This window comes from Fictibacillus sp. 23RED33, assembly GCF_015903925.1.
Lineage (GTDB): Bacteria > Bacillota > Bacilli > Bacillales > Fictibacillaceae > Fictibacillus > Fictibacillus phosphorivorans.
Genome location: NZ_JACZDX010000007.1, coordinates 57,531 through 73,893 on the forward strand (window position 1 = coordinate 57,531; position 16,363 = coordinate 73,893).

16 protein-coding genes are annotated in these 16,363 nt (G+C 42.1%); 1 reads left to right on the top strand and 15 read right to left on the bottom strand.

Annotation, left to right across the window (positions count from 1 at the left end):
- Positions 1 to 2 precede the first annotated feature (2 nt).
- From IHV09_RS18455 to IHV09_RS18490, 8 genes are all read right to left on the bottom strand, one after another.
- Positions 3 to 1,301, bottom strand: coding sequence for a YhfT family protein (locus tag IHV09_RS18455; RefSeq protein ID WP_197190140.1), 1,299 nt, complete (start codon positions 1,299 to 1,301; stop codon positions 3 to 5).
- Positions 1,302 to 1,334: 33 nt separating this feature from the next.
- Positions 1,335 to 1,700 carry a DUF2620 domain-containing protein gene (locus IHV09_RS18460; protein ID WP_197190141.1) on the bottom strand — a complete coding sequence of 122 codons (366 nt, stop codon included), beginning with the start codon at positions 1,698 to 1,700 and terminating at the stop codon, positions 1,335 to 1,337.
- Between the two features lie 21 nt (positions 1,701 to 1,721).
- Complete coding sequence (locus tag IHV09_RS18465; RefSeq protein ID WP_197190142.1) at positions 1,722 to 2,066, bottom strand: PRD domain-containing protein; 345 nt, start codon at positions 2,064 to 2,066, stop codon at positions 1,722 to 1,724.
- Positions 2,067 to 2,119: 53 nt separating this feature from the next.
- Positions 2,120 to 3,046, bottom strand: a complete 927-nt coding sequence (gene yhfZ / locus IHV09_RS18470) for a GntR family transcriptional regulator YhfZ (RefSeq protein ID WP_231618400.1) — start codon at positions 3,044 to 3,046, stop codon at positions 2,120 to 2,122.
- A gap of 159 nt (positions 3,047 to 3,205) precedes the next feature.
- Entirely contained in the window at positions 3,206 to 7,543 is a 4,338-nt protein-coding gene (locus IHV09_RS18475) for an alpha-amylase family glycosyl hydrolase (RefSeq protein WP_197265200.1), read from the bottom strand.
- A gap of 501 nt (positions 7,544 to 8,044) precedes the next feature.
- Complete coding sequence (locus IHV09_RS18480) at positions 8,045 to 8,257, bottom strand: hypothetical protein (protein WP_197221553.1); 213 nt, start codon at positions 8,255 to 8,257, stop codon at positions 8,045 to 8,047.
- Positions 8,258 to 8,421: 164 nt separating this feature from the next.
- Positions 8,422 to 8,898 (bottom strand): GNAT family N-acetyltransferase, encoded by a 477-nt coding sequence (locus tag IHV09_RS18485; RefSeq protein ID WP_197265172.1) that lies wholly within the window; start codon positions 8,896 to 8,898, stop codon positions 8,422 to 8,424.
- A 21-nt stretch (positions 8,899 to 8,919) separates the two neighbouring features.
- Positions 8,920 to 9,516 carry an SGNH/GDSL hydrolase family protein gene (locus IHV09_RS18490; RefSeq protein ID WP_370569000.1) on the bottom strand — a complete coding sequence of 199 codons (597 nt, stop codon included), beginning with the start codon at positions 9,514 to 9,516 and terminating at the stop codon, positions 8,920 to 8,922.
- A gap of 125 nt (positions 9,517 to 9,641) precedes the next feature.
- On the opposite strand from IHV09_RS18490, the gene IHV09_RS18495 reads away from it, so the two are divergent.
- Positions 9,642 to 10,676 (top strand): class I SAM-dependent methyltransferase, encoded by a 1,035-nt coding sequence (locus IHV09_RS18495; protein WP_197265174.1) that lies wholly within the window; start codon positions 9,642 to 9,644, stop codon positions 10,674 to 10,676.
- A 277-nt stretch (positions 10,677 to 10,953) separates the two neighbouring features.
- Here IHV09_RS18495 and IHV09_RS18500 read toward each other — a convergent pair whose 3' ends face one another.
- From IHV09_RS18500 to spoIIID, 7 genes are all read right to left on the bottom strand, one after another.
- On the bottom strand, positions 10,954 to 11,631 hold the full coding sequence (locus tag IHV09_RS18500; RefSeq protein ID WP_197265175.1) for an HAD family hydrolase: 678 nt from the start codon (positions 11,629 to 11,631) through the stop codon (positions 10,954 to 10,956).
- Positions 11,632 to 11,780: 149 nt separating this feature from the next.
- On the bottom strand, positions 11,781 to 12,206 hold the full coding sequence (gene fabZ, locus IHV09_RS18505; RefSeq protein ID WP_066398842.1) for a 3-hydroxyacyl-ACP dehydratase FabZ: 426 nt from the start codon (positions 12,204 to 12,206) through the stop codon (positions 11,781 to 11,783).
- A gap of 138 nt (positions 12,207 to 12,344) precedes the next feature.
- On the bottom strand, positions 12,345 to 12,632 hold the full coding sequence (locus tag IHV09_RS18510) for a DNA-directed RNA polymerase subunit beta (protein ID WP_231618401.1): 288 nt from the start codon (positions 12,630 to 12,632) through the stop codon (positions 12,345 to 12,347).
- Positions 12,633 to 12,647: 15 nt separating this feature from the next.
- Positions 12,648 to 13,475 carry a flagellar hook-basal body protein gene (locus tag IHV09_RS18515; protein WP_197128330.1) on the bottom strand — a complete coding sequence of 276 codons (828 nt, stop codon included), beginning with the start codon at positions 13,473 to 13,475 and terminating at the stop codon, positions 12,648 to 12,650.
- 11 nt (positions 13,476 to 13,486) lie between these two features.
- Complete coding sequence (locus tag IHV09_RS18520) at positions 13,487 to 14,320, bottom strand: flagellar hook-basal body protein (protein WP_197265176.1); 834 nt, start codon at positions 14,318 to 14,320, stop codon at positions 13,487 to 13,489.
- 382 nt (positions 14,321 to 14,702) lie between these two features.
- Positions 14,703 to 15,698 (bottom strand): rod shape-determining protein, encoded by a 996-nt coding sequence (locus IHV09_RS18525; protein WP_197128328.1) that lies wholly within the window; start codon positions 15,696 to 15,698, stop codon positions 14,703 to 14,705.
- Positions 15,699 to 15,893: 195 nt separating this feature from the next.
- Positions 15,894 to 16,160, bottom strand: a complete 267-nt coding sequence (spoIIID, locus tag IHV09_RS18530) for a sporulation transcriptional regulator SpoIIID (RefSeq protein WP_007203593.1) — start codon at positions 16,158 to 16,160, stop codon at positions 15,894 to 15,896.
- Between the last annotated feature and the right edge of the window lie 203 nt (positions 16,161 to 16,363).

The following is a 16,363-nucleotide window of genomic DNA, read 5'->3' on the forward strand; positions in this document are numbered from 1 at the left end:
TCCTAACCAGCCGGGGGCGTAAACAGTCCTAATAGCACCAGAAGATTTCCGATTATACCAACAGCTATTGCTCCTACAGGTCCAACTGCCATTCGAACGATTGGTCTACCTGCAGCTTCATTTAGTAAATAGAATCCTGCGATAGCAAAGAAACCAAAACCAGGCACGATTGCATTTGCCGCGTTCGCTCCACCAATCAAGAGAGCAACTTCCAACACGCGTGTCATCGCCGTACGAATATTTTCTCCAGATGCACGGATACCTGGATAGCGGTCTAATAGTTTCGCTAGCTGTGTTAAAAGCATAACTTCAGCAAAGATGATCACTGCACCAAGAATTGCTGCAATGAGCGGATTTGGCGTGAAGATTCCTGCTCCAAAAACAAAGGTGAATCCTACTGGCCCATAAACTCCTGTTGCAATCGCTGTACTTGCAATAAGGGGAACGAATCCAATCGCTTTAGCTAATGAAGCGATTCCACCTTCAGAAATCTTCCCTTCTGCTAGGAGGTTTAGTGAGATTGGGTCACCTGCAATTAATAATAGATTTGTAGCTGCAGCAACTAATGCACCGCTCAGCATAAGTACCCACACATATTTTTTAATTTTGGCTACACGTTCGGTAAAAAGGGTCGCAAGCGTTGACAGGTTCTGTTCATCAGACTTTTCACGAACTGCAAATCCAATCAAGAAGAACATCCCCACAACTAGTGCGATACCTTCCGGGCTCAATACAACCGGTGATCCATCAATTTTGAGAAGCTGTTCTGTGTTTGAAAATACGATAAGCTGACGGGCAATTGCTGCAGCTAAAAATGTGATAATACCTTTTTTAATACCAAATTGAAGTGCGATCGCGATCGCCGGGAATACCATAAACGCAACAACAACAGGTTCACCTACTTTGTTGAACCCTTCTACGAAATTCAACGGAAGCAACTTGAATGCATCCACTACCGCCTGAAGACCAAGGTAAATCCCTACTCCATAAAGAGCTCCTACTATACCTGCAACAATGGCGTAAACTTTTCCTCTTTGAAAAGTAAGACCAATAATATCAGTTCCAAGCAGGATGCTATGGATTAGAATAATACTTCCTGCGATTGAGATCGGAATACCGAATCCGATTACAAGACCAAAGCTCATTGCAAAAGCTGTTACACCTAACTCTTTACGACTCATTCTTCCTTCTAAGTTTTCCGGAACAATAGGACGGAGACCATCGTTGAAAACGGCTATTCCTAAGTTCGCCATAACAGCAGCTAAACCACCAATACATGCCATCAAAATAATTTCTAACATCCCAAAACCCTCCCCCTAAATGGTTAACCCTTTCTACACTTGCTGCTTCAATAGTGCATCCATTAAAAATTCAACTGCTTTTTCTTTGTGGTCTCCTGTAAATCCAAATGCCTTAGCACCACTGCTCACGCTTTCTTCCACTTTTTCTTTTACTGGCGGCTTACCTGGCATAGAAATTGTTGCACATTGCTGTTTTCCTAAAAGTGCTATAGCCATGGCGAGTGCTCCTCCACCTCCTGTATGACAAGCTCCAACGTAATAATCAGCACCTCCAGATTTAATTAACATAGCGGCATCTAGATCATTCTTAACCATGACTACTACAGAATCACCTCCACACTTTTTTACAAGCTGTTCAATTTCTGCCTTATCTACCTGGCCTCCAACAACAATCTTCACAATAATTCCTCCTTTATATTTTTAAGCGGATAATACAGTAACAAAGTGCATTAATAAAAAATCTCTTTCTTCCTTTGGTATTGAGCTACCCAACTCTTTTTCAATCCATTTCACACGCAGATCGGCTTCCTCAATACATAAAGACGAATGTATTTCATTCATAATTTCTTTTGGCGGAGGATATAGTTTCTCTCTTCTTTCCATCCGAGTAACTGCCATAGCCAAGTGAGTAATCAACATGGTATATTTGTTTTCATTTTCTGGTGTTACAAATTTGTCTATTGTTTTTTTGCAAATCGTTTCAGCCTTATTCGTGATGCTGTCGGCTGATTTTAAAATTTGCAGTCTTGTTTCTAATGCCTGCATTTCATTCACCTTCAATGTACAGTTTTTTGTATTTTGATTTTATAAGAAAGCATTTAATATTTTGGGATGCGCTTTCCTTCTTCCACTTTTCGCTGTGTTTCTATCACCTGGTTAATCGATATAAGATTGAGCATGTACTCTAACTTTTTATTATTTTTTCGAATCACACAGACAGCTTCCGTAATTTGCAGCTCCTCTTTTTTTGCAAGGGTAGAGGAAAGAGGAGACGTGTGATACATTTCTAAATCAATCTCATCTGTGTTCCAAATCGCAGCATCAATAGATTTTGCTTTTAAGTGCTGTAAAAGGTGCATATAGTTAAGATCAACGTAATCTACATCTAGATCCTTCGTTTCAGCCATCGTTAATGTTTTTTGATCTGTTGAGAAAGAATCAATACCAATTTTCATCCCGCTTTTTACTTCTTTGTTGTTAACATCAGCAAAAATCACAGCATGTTTCGATACATACGTACCTGTTCCAAATCTTAAAACAATCTCTAACTCTTTGTTTTCCTTAATCGCTTCAAGCGCTGAATATTTAGAAACTAGGGCAAAATCGTATCTTCCTTCTTTTACTCCTTCTAGCCTGAGCTTTGCTCCCCTCATGAATGCAATGTTAAGATTCAGATCTAACTTTTCAAATTCTGAATTAAAACCAGAGGCAAGCCCTTCATACTTTTTAGAGTAAGGAAGAGGCATAACTCCTATGATTCTGGAAGTTCCGGCATACTTCAAAAGACACGAGATATCTTTTGCTCTTAAAAATGTTCCTAAATGTCCCCTTGAATCTAATTTAATGCAGGAGACAGAATCAAGATTTTTTAATGCCGTTTGAATCGTTCCCCTTCCAACTTGGTACTTATCAGCTAACTCACCAATCTTAGGGATTCTTTCATTTACATCAACAAAAAGTAATTCTTCTGCTATTTTTTGAAGAACAAGTACTTTTTTTGAATACAAAGGTTCAAAGATTTCCATATCATCACTCTTGTACAATTATTTGTATATTGCAACTCGTACATTATCATAATATGAAAACGTTTACAATAAAATGTTTGAAAATTCTATTATTTTATTATTAAATTCGACAAAAAAATAGATGCCACCGAACTTTTTCTCAGTGGCATCTATTTTTTTCTAGTTCTTATTAATCGTCATCAAAATATCTTTCGTGTTCTTTCCAATCGCTCCGCCGTCATTTTTGAAAATAGTCGTTTTATTCTCTTCTGACGGTTCGATATGAATGTTCAGCTTGTTCTCTCCTGCATTCAAATTCACCGTGTGTGAGAACGTCATGTCATCGTTGATGGTAACCGGCTGGCCGTTGATCGTCATCACACCCTCTTTGATGGCATTTCCTTTTAGGGTGATCGTGTCTGATGTAACAGTCTGGCCATCTGTGTGAGATGTCACAACAACCGGCATGTCGATCCATCGTAAAATTTTATCTTGAACGACCATCGCATTGCCGCCTTGGTTCGTGACAACAAAACTCAAGTCTGTTCCTGTTGCACCGTATCCGTAGTAACTTACGTCATCATCGTTCGGATTACCCGGTGTATGGTCAGCTAGTCCTTCTTGATCCCAAGAGCTATTCTTGGCGTATTTGTAGGTAATGACTTCGCCTTCTTGCGCTTCAAACGTATATTCATAGTCATTTGTTACCGCGCCGCCACGCGTCATCTTCCACGCACCTGTGTTCCAGCCGTTCTTGCTGCCTGGCATCGTAATATCCACGCCTTGTGGTGTATAAGCTGGTGCGTTCACTTTCATTGTTACTTTTACCATCACAAGATCGGGTGTAACTTGAACGGCGTTCGACTTCACACTGTTACCGGCTTTATCGAAGATGTGCACTTCGTAACTGTAGACTTTTCCGTTTGTTACGTTCAAATCTTTGTACGTTGTGGCACTTGTATCAAGGACTTGGTCGATAACTTCTCCATCACGAACGATCGTGAACAGATAAGGTTCGTTCGCTCCTTCTACAGACCACTTCAGATTCACTTGGCCTGATTCTTGCGCTGGTTCTTCTAATGTTACGGATGTTGCAGGAGCAGTCGTGTCATCCCCTTTTGTGAACGTAACTGTCTTCGTTTCACTCGTGACCCACGTTCTGCCTAAATCGGTTGAGAACGCATAACGATACTGATACGCTCCTTCTTTAAAAGGTAAGAAATCTGCGCTAAACGTGTTAAATTCTCCGTTTTGAGCGGTGTACGTACCTTTGTGAGATGTCCAGTTTGTTTTACCTGGCTCTTTTACTTGCAGCTCACTCTGTAATCCTTCTGCAAGATCTGTCTCTGTTTCACCTGTGATTTTGATATCTGCTGTAACTGTTTGTGGTTTAGATAGGTCAATCACGCCATTCTTTAACGCTGTTACATTTGAAATGTTATAGTTTCCGTTCTTTAACGCCACATGCGGAATTGCGGCTTTTGAATCTGTTTTCATCGATTCGTTATTGTTTTTATCGATCGCAACAACTGCAAAATAATACTTGCGTCCGTTGTCTAGGTTATCGATTTTGATTGAGTTACCTTTCGTTTCTGCTACCTTTTCATAAAAAGCACCAGAGATCGTGGTTTGATAGATTGCGTAACGTTTTGCGTCACCTTTCCAGAAAAGAGAAACAGAGTGACTACTTTCTAACGCTTTTACGTATTTAACAGCTTTTGGCGCTTTCAAATTCTGGTGCTTGTCCGAAACGAGCATACGACCGCTCATCGCTGGCACAGTTACTGATAGCTTTCCATCCTTAACAGCTGTTTTGTATTTTTTGTTCAGCTGATCTGTTAGCTTCACGTTGTTTACGATCAGCTTCTTCACGTCCAGTTCAACAGTCTTAGATTCGTTACCACGGTTTGTAATCACAAGGGCTGCATTTTTCTTATCTGTACGAGCGTATGCGAGCACATCTTTTTCAGCGTATAGATGGTGAAGTTCACCATAGCTGAAGAGATCATGGTAATCACTACGTACTTTTCCGATGTTTTGATAATGCTTTATAAGATCCTTGTCCTCAGAACCCCATGGATATGTTCTTCGATCGTCCGGATCTTTAGAGCCCGTAACACCTGCTTCATCTCCATAATAAAGTGTTGGTGCTCCTGCATAACCCATCTGTAAGATTGCCGCGAGCTTCAGTCGTTTCACGCCTAGCTCGTGATCATATTTCGGATCCAGCTCAGCACGCTCGTAAGAATCTGTTCCGTTTCCAAGGATAAACGCTGCACGAGGTGTATCATGAGATCCCATCAAGTTCATCAAAGCGTAGAACGCTTCTTGTGGGTAATCTTCAAACACGGCGTTCATCTGGTTTTCCGCGCCTTCTGCGTTACCGTTCTTCAAGTAATCGATCATCGCCCCGCGGAAACGATAGTTCATCACAGAATCATACAGATCACCAAGGAAGTATTCAGATGCGTCATCCCAGATCTCACCTAGAATTAACGGATCATCTTTCTTGCCTTCCTTCAGCTCTTTTCGGAACTCTCTCCAAAACTCTGTATCTACTTCGTTCGCAACATCCAAACGCCAGCCTGATGCACCGCGATCTAACCATGATTTTGCAGCCGAATCTTTGTCATACATGATATAGTCTGCGAATGGTTTGTTGTTCAACTCAGAATCATAGTCTACCGCTTCACCTGGAATCGATTTGATTTCAGGGAGTGAGTCAAAGCCCCACCACGCCTGGTATTTATAGACGCAGTTCACTTTTTCGTTCTCGATGTTAAACCAGTTGTGAAAGCCGTACGGACTAAACTCTTGTCCTTCTTTCTTGAACTTCGCTTCTGTTTGATTTTTTGCTTCTGTTTCTGTCAGACCTTTCGAACTCATCAGGTCATAGATGCTTGCCCAATATTCGTACGCTCCGACCGTTTTATACTTGCCATATCGGTCAAAATAGATCGAATCATCTCCAACATGGTTGAATACCCCATCAAGAATCAAGTGCATCTTCCGTTTTTTCAGTTCTTTTGTAAAAGCCTTAAATTCTTCCGGTGACCCAAACATCGGATCCATCGCTTTATAGTCCGTCGCATCATACTTATGGTTGGATGCTGCATGTGCAACTGGATTCAAGTACAGCGTATTTACGCCAAGTGACTCGATATAGTCTAATTTCTTCTGGATACCAGCAATATCGCCGCCAAAGAAATCGTTCGACCAAATCTCGTCTCCATCATAGCCTTCTGTTTCTGCTTGACGAGGGTTATCTGGCAGCTCATTCCAATCTCGGTGCTCGATCGGTTCAGTGCCACGTGCTGTTGTTTTTGCTTTGTCGTTCTTTTTGTTTCCGTTATAAAAACGATCAGGGAAAATCTGATATACAACAGACTCTTTCATCCAGTCAGGTGTTTTATAAGACGGGTCGTATACAGTCATCTGGAATAGAGCGGCGTTCGTATCGGCTGCTGCCCCTTTTCCACCTTCACCTGTATCTTCTCCGTATTCTTTTACCGCATCTCCATCACGGGCGGTGAATTTATAGCCGTACACCCCTTTTTCTTCAGGTGTAACCGTAGCTTCCCACAGCTCGATGTCTTCGCCGTTCACTGTCGTCCAGCCAGCGTTCACCATATCTTTTACCGTCGTATTACCTGAGTTATAGTTACGAAGATATAGCTTTGCGCCAGTCAGATCGCCCCTTTTCGTTTGCAGGCGCAGTGTTACGTCTTGTCCAGCTTTGATCGCTCCAAACGGCGCACGAAATGCTTCGTTCCATGTATCATGGTGAAGTTTTCCTGCGTTCACGCTGCCATCCGGAAGACCCGCGTCATAGTTCGTGTACACTTCTTTTGTGTCATGGTTGTAAAAAAAAGTGATCTCTGCGTCTTTCAGTACGTTCAACTTCATGTTGTCTGCCGGATAATTTGGGGCATCCCAATTGTTGCCGAGCACTATTTTAAATTCGTGCTTACCTTTTGGCACTTGTGCGGTGTACGTGTAGATGTTGTCACCGTCTTCATCTTGTAATAGTGCAGTCGATTCACCAGGTGTCCACTCGCCTCCTGCTCCGATATCCGGCTGGATGTCACCTACGATTCGTGGTGTTTTTTCAGCAGGAAGTGGTTCTGAAATCGTTAATTTGTGAGTCGTGTCATCATAAACAAATGTAACTTCTTTTTCCGTGTCGATCGTCAACTTGTAGTTATCCCCACCTTGTTTTCCATCCACTCCATAGTTCTCGTCCCATGAACCATTGATCGCAACCTTGTATTCATAGGTCCCGGCAGGAAGAGTACCTGTTAGTCCGTATTTTCCGTTCGGTTGCTGTTCCATTTTTGTAGCAGTGTCAGCCGGGTTCCAGTCACTAGAACCACCAAGTTCAGATTGTAGATCTCCAACAAGTGTTACGTTGCGATTCACCGCTTTTGTTGAAGAAGGTTGTATGAGTAATGCAGATGCAAACGTTTGCAAAATAAGCGTAAAAAGCAATAACCAAGAAACCGTGTTGCGAGTTTTCATTTTCCTCACTTCATTTCCCCCTTTATTGTTGTGCAAATTAGCGAAAGCGTTTGCACAAATGCTTTTAAGATAACGCTTTCATTCCTTTTATTATGCCATGTTTTCTTTTCTTGGAAATGAGCCGTTCGGCTGATAAAACTGTTTATAAATAGTTAAATATTCTTATGTTTTCGACATTTCCAAGGCGTTAGAGGGTTTGGAAATATGAAGTTGATAGCTGTTTACTTGTTTTTTTAAGTCAAGAGTGAAATCTGAGGGTTATGGAGCGAAACCAGGGGTTTATTGAGCGAAACGATGGTTAATTGGAGCGGAACAAGAGATGTTTGGAGCGAAAAGCGGCCATGTTTGAGCGAACGTGTAATAAATACAAAAACACGTACCGTGAAATTTTATAAGATGCACGCACCTTGCAGTAAAATTTGCTTGTCCCATATCAAATTACTTCAAACAACAAAAAACCGGGTCCTCTCTGGTAGGTAGAGGCCCGGCACTTCTTTTATCTTATTCAGCTGACTCTTCTGTTGATTCCTCATCTGTTGAAGTTTCTTCTTCTGTAGAACCTTCTTCATCGGTCGTTGTTTCTTCATCTTGAGTCTCTGTTTCTTCTGTGTTTGTTTCTTCATCCGTGTTCGTGTCTTCCGCGTTGTTACATGCAGTGATTAACATAATTGCCAAAAGAGATGCTCCGATTTTAGCCAAAAACGTTTTGCTCATTGTTCAATTGCTCCCTTCGGATTTTCATTATGATTTTTGCATGAGTATGGGATTTCTTTGTCCCTGTTCAGAATATATCATGAAAAAAACCCGAAAAGACGCAATTTACCAAGTCATAACCAACACTTTACAATACTAAAATCAGCTTTATATTAGCTTAATAATTATAGATCATAATGCAGCACATATTGCGGCCCGACTGGACCAGGTTTGATCTGGCCACGATCTACAAAGCCTACTTTTTCGTAAAGTCTTTTTGCAGGATCATTTTTGAAGTTTACTGCTAAAATGAGTTCGTTTACTTCCGGAAAGTGTTTGGAAACAAACAGAGGAAGCTGCAGCATCGCAACTTTTGCATACCCCTTTCCTTGCTCAGGGTGATTGATGGATAAAGCACGAATCACCATCGCGTTCGGGTTTGCGGTAAAATCTCCAATGTTTTCACCCTTATGCAGAACGAAAAAGCCGACTGTTTTGTTGTCACCCTCAATAACTACAGGATGACGCCCCTGATCTTTTTCACATTTCTTTAAAGCATCATTCGGCATAGCCGTGAATTTTTCTTGCTCCTGTGGTAAATAAAATGCATTTAACGCTTCTCGATGTATCTCGTGAAAGAATGTTAGTGTTGTGTTTGCCATCTATGTAACTCCTGTTCAGTTTTATAGGGTAACGAGTGATTCTGCCGCTTCCAGCCACGTTTTTGCCATAAGTTCGTTTCCTTTTCGTCTCATGTGTACACCGTCTGTTGTTAAGGACACATCTGGCTTTTTGTTTAGGTGATTCATAAAAGTATCATGTGTAGGCACGAGCACGGCATCAAATTCTTTTGCTAACTTTCGGACCACTTCCACGTACGGCATCAACAGCTGATTTCCTTGAGATTCTGTGTTTTCCTTTATAATCGTAGGTTCCATTAAGACAAGTTTTGTTTTTGTTGAAAGTTGAGATAACAAGCTGCGGTAAACCTCTTCAAACTGAGAAACATCGATCTGCTGCAATTGAGGGCTGTCGAGCTGTCTCCACACATCGTTGATTCCAATGGAAACAGATAGCAGATCAGGCTCAAGATCAATTACATCTCGCTGCCACCGAAAAGCGAGGTCTGTCACGCGATGTCCGTTCACACCTTTATTGATCACTGTTACTTCCTTTGGCAAGACTTCTTTAATCATGCGAACGTAACCGTCACCAAGCCGATCTGCGTCTGTGTTTTTATTTGAAGCTGTAATGCTGTCACCGATAAAAATTATCTTCATCTCCATTTCCCTCCCTGTTTTCTTTATTCTATTTTATCACGTCGAACCGAAATGTTAGGATTTAAAGGATTTTACATTCTTTCTTTGAATATCTATAAAAAATCCTTTTTTAAGGAGGTCGTATCATGCTTGAAACAGCAGTTCAGCAACCGAAAACGTTCGGCCAAACGGAAATTAGGCCGTCATACCGAATGGATCTGCGACAGTATAGAGACAGAAAAGAATATGAAAAGTTTGTAAAAGTAAATACGGTGAACGATTGGTCCACAGTGACTTGGAAAGACATTGGCAAACCGTATGAGGTGACTTCTTTTTCAAAAGAAAAAACAGAGTGGGAACAGACGCACGGAGAGATGCTCCCGGTCCACACCTCATGGACGATGTTCAACCAGTCCTTTCACGAGTGGTTCTCTAAGGATGTACCCAATGAGATTGGGGATAAAAAGAGCGCTTTTTTTAAAAGTTTAACAAGCTTCAAGCCTAGTGAAGTAAAAACGGCACTTAGTGATTACGTGCGGATTCACCTCTGGAATTATGTGCACCGCATTCAAGACGGCATCTGGGATCCGCGTGGAAAGAGAGCTTTGTTCGAAGGACTGGACGTTCTGAAACCTCGCATTCTATTTTTGGGAGCTGCTGAAGGCTATGAAGCGATGCAGCTGTCAGCGATGTACCCTGACGGTGAAGTGGTGATGGTGGATTATGATCCGTTCTGCCGAGATACACGGTTCGCAGAGTTTCCTGAGTCTTATCCGTTTTTGGGGAAAAATTCACGGACTGGCGGAGACAAAGTTTATTATAAAAATGACTTCAATATCTCGTATGTCGTGGATGATATTCGCAATCTCCCATATGGCAAAGAGTTCGATATCGTGCTCAGCGTAGGGTTGTTAGAACATTTTCCAGACGCTATGAAAGCTGAAGTCGTTGAGTGGCATCGAAAATTCTTGAAACCAAGTGGCTATATCGTGATGACGACACCTCGTGCGCAAATGCGTTCCAAGCTATATTACGAGATCATGGCTGATGTGATGAATCATACGTATCGGGAGCTGATGACGTTAGAGCAGATGGGGCTCTATCTGCATGAAAATGGTCTGGACATTATGCGACACGGTTACATTAAGGTGCATAATGGAATTGTGGCGAGGGCGAAATAGGAATGTGTGAAACCTGGAGAGGGCTCCAGGTTTTTTTGATGTGTTCTTTTTTTGTAAGTTCTTTAAAATATTTAATGTTAGTTAACAGATTGATAGCGAAACATGTCGATAATCGGATAAATCATTTTATACACGTAATTGTTGAGCTTAAACCCGGAATTATTGAGCTTATCTGCGGATATAAAAGGAATTACCTCGTAATAATTTTACAGCGACCATCTTATGCGGACATATCGGATTAGTGTATTTTCCACATGTACACTTAATCCAATTATTTTCAGCTCTGGATTTGAATAGTTGTGTTTTTCAATATGACTTCCCTTAATTCTGAGACAGTTTTAACAATAGAAGTAGGTTTTGCATTTGTAAGTTCTTCCATTGAACCATATCCGTATGTAACTCCTATTGAATCGATACCTGTGTTATGTGCGCCGATCATATCATGCTTTCTGTCACCAATCATGATGAACGTTTCCTTTGGTTGATCGATGTAATGGTGAAGGATGTGCTGGATGATCTCCGTTTTACTCGTACGTGTTCCATTAAGATTGCTGCCAACGATCAGGTCGAAATAGTGGTAGATGTTGAAATACTTTAAGATTTCTTCAGCAAATACGGTAGGTTTAGAGGTTGCGACAACTACTGTAAGGCCATAGTCTTTGAGTTCTTGAAGAAGTGAAGGGATATGTTCGTAAAGTGTATTCTCGTACATGCCAATGTCCTTGAATCTTTCACGATAGTACGTGATCGCTGTTCGGATCTGCGTTTCATTAAAGGAATAGAATTCTTGGAAAGATTGTTGAAGTGGTGGTCCGATGAAAGATTCTAAGTGATCAAGGTTCTCTTCTGTAATGCCCATTCTTCTCAAGGCAAACTGAACAGATTTTGTGATACCGATTTTAGGATCAGAAAGAGTGCCGTCTAAGTCAAACAAGATATATTTATAATTCTTCATCCTGATTTACTCTCCTTCGCAGCCATATTTTGAAGCTCAAATTTAAAATAGCATAAAAAGAAAGCTTGAAATAGGACATACACCCTAAGGGAATGCTCCATTTCAAGCTTTTATGATAATTGTGTGGGGTCAGACCCCACTGTGGTTTTTTATTTGCCTAGTGCGAAGGTGATCTCGACTTCGCAGGCTACTTGGCCATCAACGGTTGCGATCCCTTTGCCCTTACCGATCGAACCGCGTACACGTGTCATCTCAACTTCTAGACGCAGTTGGTCGCCTGGTACGACTTGTTTTTTAAAGCGGCAGTTATCGATGCCTGCAAAAAAGGCTAGGCGTCCACGGTTTTCTTCTTTTTTCAGCATCGCAACTGCACCTACTTGAGCGAGTGCTTCCACGATTAATACGCCTGGCATAACCGGATACTCCGGGAAGTGACCGTTGAAGAATTCTTCGTTCGCTGTAACGTTCTTGATTCCGACAGCACGCTCTCCTTCTTCTACTTCTAAGATGCGGTCGATCAGCAAGAACGGATAACGGTGCGGGATGATTTCTTTAATTTCTTCGATTGTTAGCATATACAAACATCACCTTTCTTTTTCACTCATTGTTTCTAATCTATTTTTATTATACTTGGTATTGTTACCTGGTACTAATTTTACATCAAAAGAAAACAATGACTACATTCATTGCCATTGTTTTTTTTTATTATATCTTTACCCATCTTTTTCTACAAGGTCGATGATGTGTGTCCATGTTTCTTTTTCAAACACGTTCATCGGTTTGCCGTCACCAATCACGCCATAGCCAACCATCGTACCAACAGCAAAGCAGACGATGATTCCACAGATGAGGAGCAGAAGACGAAGCCAAATTGGAAAGCTTCTTTTCGTTCGGCGTTGGTACCACTGTTTCTTCTCTTCTTTAGTAGACGTTTCTTTTTCTTGGTAACGCTGTGTTTTCGGTTTTTCGTTTTTATTCAACTCTTGCATCTTATTCGTCATACAAACCTACCTCATTTAGCGAAGCCCGTTTACTAACCCCATCATTTGGTCAGCAATTGTAAGAGAACGCGCATTAAATTGATAAGAACGTTGTGTTTGAATCATTTCCGTCATCTCGGTGGAAATGTTTACATTCGAGGATTCGAGTGCCCCTTGCTGAACGAAGTTACCTGCTCCAGCATTTACTTCCTCTATCAGTTGATTCAACGGAATGTCCTGTGGCGCTTGCAAGTTCTGCCCGACAGATACCATCAACTGCGGCCGAACCATGTTCACAATCGCTAGCTGTCCTGATTCAACAATCGCTCCATTATTTAACGTTACCGAAACTTGGCCGTTTTGTCCAATGGTAATTTTGCTATGATCAGCTGGAATCGTAATCGGTCCGTCTACACCCATTACTTTATTGCCTTCTGATGTAACAAGTTCCAACTGATTCGGGTTGTTAGCAGACGGTGATAAATAGAACGCGCCGTCCCTTGTGAACTGCTGCGTTTCGTTTCCGTTGTTATCCACGGCCGAAACCTGAAAATAAAAGCTAGGCTGTGTGAGCGCTACATCAAGAAGTCGTCCAGTCTGTTGCAGCGTGCCCGCTTCTAAACTAAGTGCAGTTGAAGAAACACGCGCTCCGCTGCCCAGTCGAATTCCGTTGGGCGTTAGTCGGCCCGCTTCAGTCGGATTCAGTGCTTCACTATTGATCTGCTGAAAAAGAATATCCGAAAATTGCGCCTCGCGTCTTTTATATCCGTTCGTCGTGCTGTTCGCCATATTATTTGAGATGGTATCAAGCTTATGCTGCAGCTGCCCCATCGTTACTGCTGCTGAAATCATAGACTGGTTCATTTTTGGTCCCCCTAGCCGATTCGGCCAATTTCGTTCGATGCTTTTTCCATGGTACGGTCATAGGCTTGAAGTACTTTTTGGTTGGCTTCAAACGCACGATAAGCCGTCAGCATCTCTGTCATCGTCTGTTCCGTGTTCACGTTCGAACGTTCTACAAAACCTTGCTGCACGTTGTACGTGATGTTCGGATTCCCAAGAGCACTCGGCGCATCCCCGTTTCCATCCAGTCTGAATAATCCTGAGCCTTCTTTTACAAGATCGTTAGGGTTCGTGATGTACGCAACATCGATCTGCCCCGCAACTGCACCGTTATCGAGCACCGTGCCGTCTTTGTTCACTGTAAAGTTGTCGCTTCTCACCGTGATTCGGTTACCATCGGTTCCAAGCACATAATTTCCTTCCGGCGTTACAAGACTACCTTCTGCATCCACTGAAAAATGACCATTCCTCGTAAAGCGTTCTTCTCCGTTCACGTTCAATCTAAAAAACAGACCGCCGGGCTTACCTGTTTCGGGGTCAAGTGGAACTTGTCCTTGAAGAAGCGCCATATCTGTTTTGATTCCCGTTTCGCGCATGTCACCTTGCAAAAAGTTAGGTGCAGTTTCCTGAACGTATACACCTGTTGAGAGTGCCGCTGGTCCGATCGGGTAATTGTTCGGCAGCTTCTTACCGTTCATTTCCGTCTCTCCCATATGCTGAAGCAGCATCGATGGAAACGTGCGCAGACTCGCATTGTCCGCTTTATATCCAGGCGTATTCGCATTCGCCATGTTGTTTGTTAAAATTTCTTGTTTGCGCTGCTGTGCCAGCATGCCAGCTGCAGCATTATAAAAGCCTCTTAACACGGAGTATTCCTCCTGTATTTGTAATCTGGACACAATATGTCTCATCCGTTGTATCGACAGTTTTTTACAATTATTAATAGATTTCTGTAAAAATTGTGAGATTCCTTTTTCATGATGACGGACTTGCTTTAGGAATGATGAAGGAAGCTTGAAGTTTTCAAGAAGAGGTGCGAACCCGCTTGTTTGTCGAAAAGCCTATAAATGAATTTGAAGGACTATAAATTTTTTCAAAGGCCTATAAAATAATTTCAAGGACTATAAATTATTTTGAAGGCCTAGAAAGTTAGATTTAGGGCCTAGAAGCTGTTTTTCGCGCTTCTCTAGCCTTCCATTTCTTCATACAAAAACAAAATGCCACCCACATTGGGCGGCATTTCCATCATTAAAACACTTTTCTTTTCGCGATCTTATCCATATGTTCAAGCATTAAGCCTGTTCCGTTCGCTACGGCTCTCATCGGCTCTTCTGCGATCAATACAGGTACTTTTAATTCATCTGCAAACAGCTGGTCGATTCCGTGAAGAAGCGCTCCACCACCTGTTAGCATGATACCACGGTCGATAATGTCAGCGGATAATTCAGGCGGCGTTTTTTCTAGGACGCTCTTTGCCGCTTGAACGATCACCATCACTGGCTCCATCAATGCGCGTTGAATTTCTTTTGAACCTACTGTAATCGTACGTGGAAGTCCTGATACCATGTCACGACCACGGATCTCGAGCTCTTCGTCACGCTCGTAAACGGTAGCTACGTTCAATTTAATATTTTCAGCCGTACGTTCACCGATCAACAGCTTGTACTCTTTTTTAATATATTGAAGGATTTCAGTATCGAACTTGTCCCCAGCCATCTTAATAGAAGAGGACGTAACGATATCTCCCATGCTCAAGACCGCAATGTCAGTTGTGCCACCACCGATGTCCACAACCATATTGCCGCTCGGCTGGAAGATATCCATCCCCGCCCCAATTGCAGCCACTTTTGGCTCTTCTTCAAGAAAAATATGTTTCGCTCCGCACTTTTGCGCAGCTTCTCTGATCGCTTTTTGTTCAACGGACGTAATGTTCGTTGGTGTACAGATCAAGATTCTAGGCTTGGCAAACATGCCTTTTACGTTAATCTTATTAATAAAATGTTTCAGCATCTGCTCGGTTACTTCAAAGTCAGCGATAACGCCGTCTTTTAACGGGCGGATCGCCACGATGTTCCCAGGCGTACGGCCTACCATGCGGCGGGCTTCTTCTCCTACAGCGAGTGCTTTTCCGGTATTCGTGTCGATCGCAACGACAGATGGCTCATCGAGTACGATCCCTTTTCCTTTTACATAAATCAGTACATTAGCGGTACCAAGGTCAATTCCAACGTCCCTTGAAAACATGTTATATCCTCCCTGTTAACATCCATACGATATAATGACATTTTTAGTAAAAAATCGAAGTTCTATCCAATTTATCATTATATCACAAGTCTGTCGAACAAGGTGAAATATTGTCAAAAATTAATTATTTGATACTGGAACGATGCGGCACATAATGTAATTTTGTTTCATCTAACATCCTTCATTCTCATAAACTTACTGAACAACTTCCTCTGTGCCTTTTTTGTACTTTACGCGAGTCGCTTCTCCACCTCTCAAGTGGCGGATGGACTTATGGTATTCGAGGATCTCTTTTACGTTGTTTGCAAGATCTGGATTAATTTCAGGCAGCCGCTCGGTGAGGTCTTTATGCACCGTGCTTTTGGAAACCCCGAATTCTTTTGCGATCATGCGGACTGTTTTTCTTGTCTCCACGATATACCGTCCTATCTTGATGGTTCGCTCTTTGATGTAATCGTGCACACCACTCGCCTCCCTAAAATGGATGTGAGAGATGCGATAGAGACTTGTATGAACAAGCTACGTGACAAGTTTCGTTGTCATCTTCGGCTTATAAGTATTGCTTCCATTCCCCTTTTTCCACCGCAGCCATAGTACGATTTCTCACCGCTCACCCTCAATTGAATTATTGTAGGTTTTGTAACATCTTATTAACCAAGTTTTCG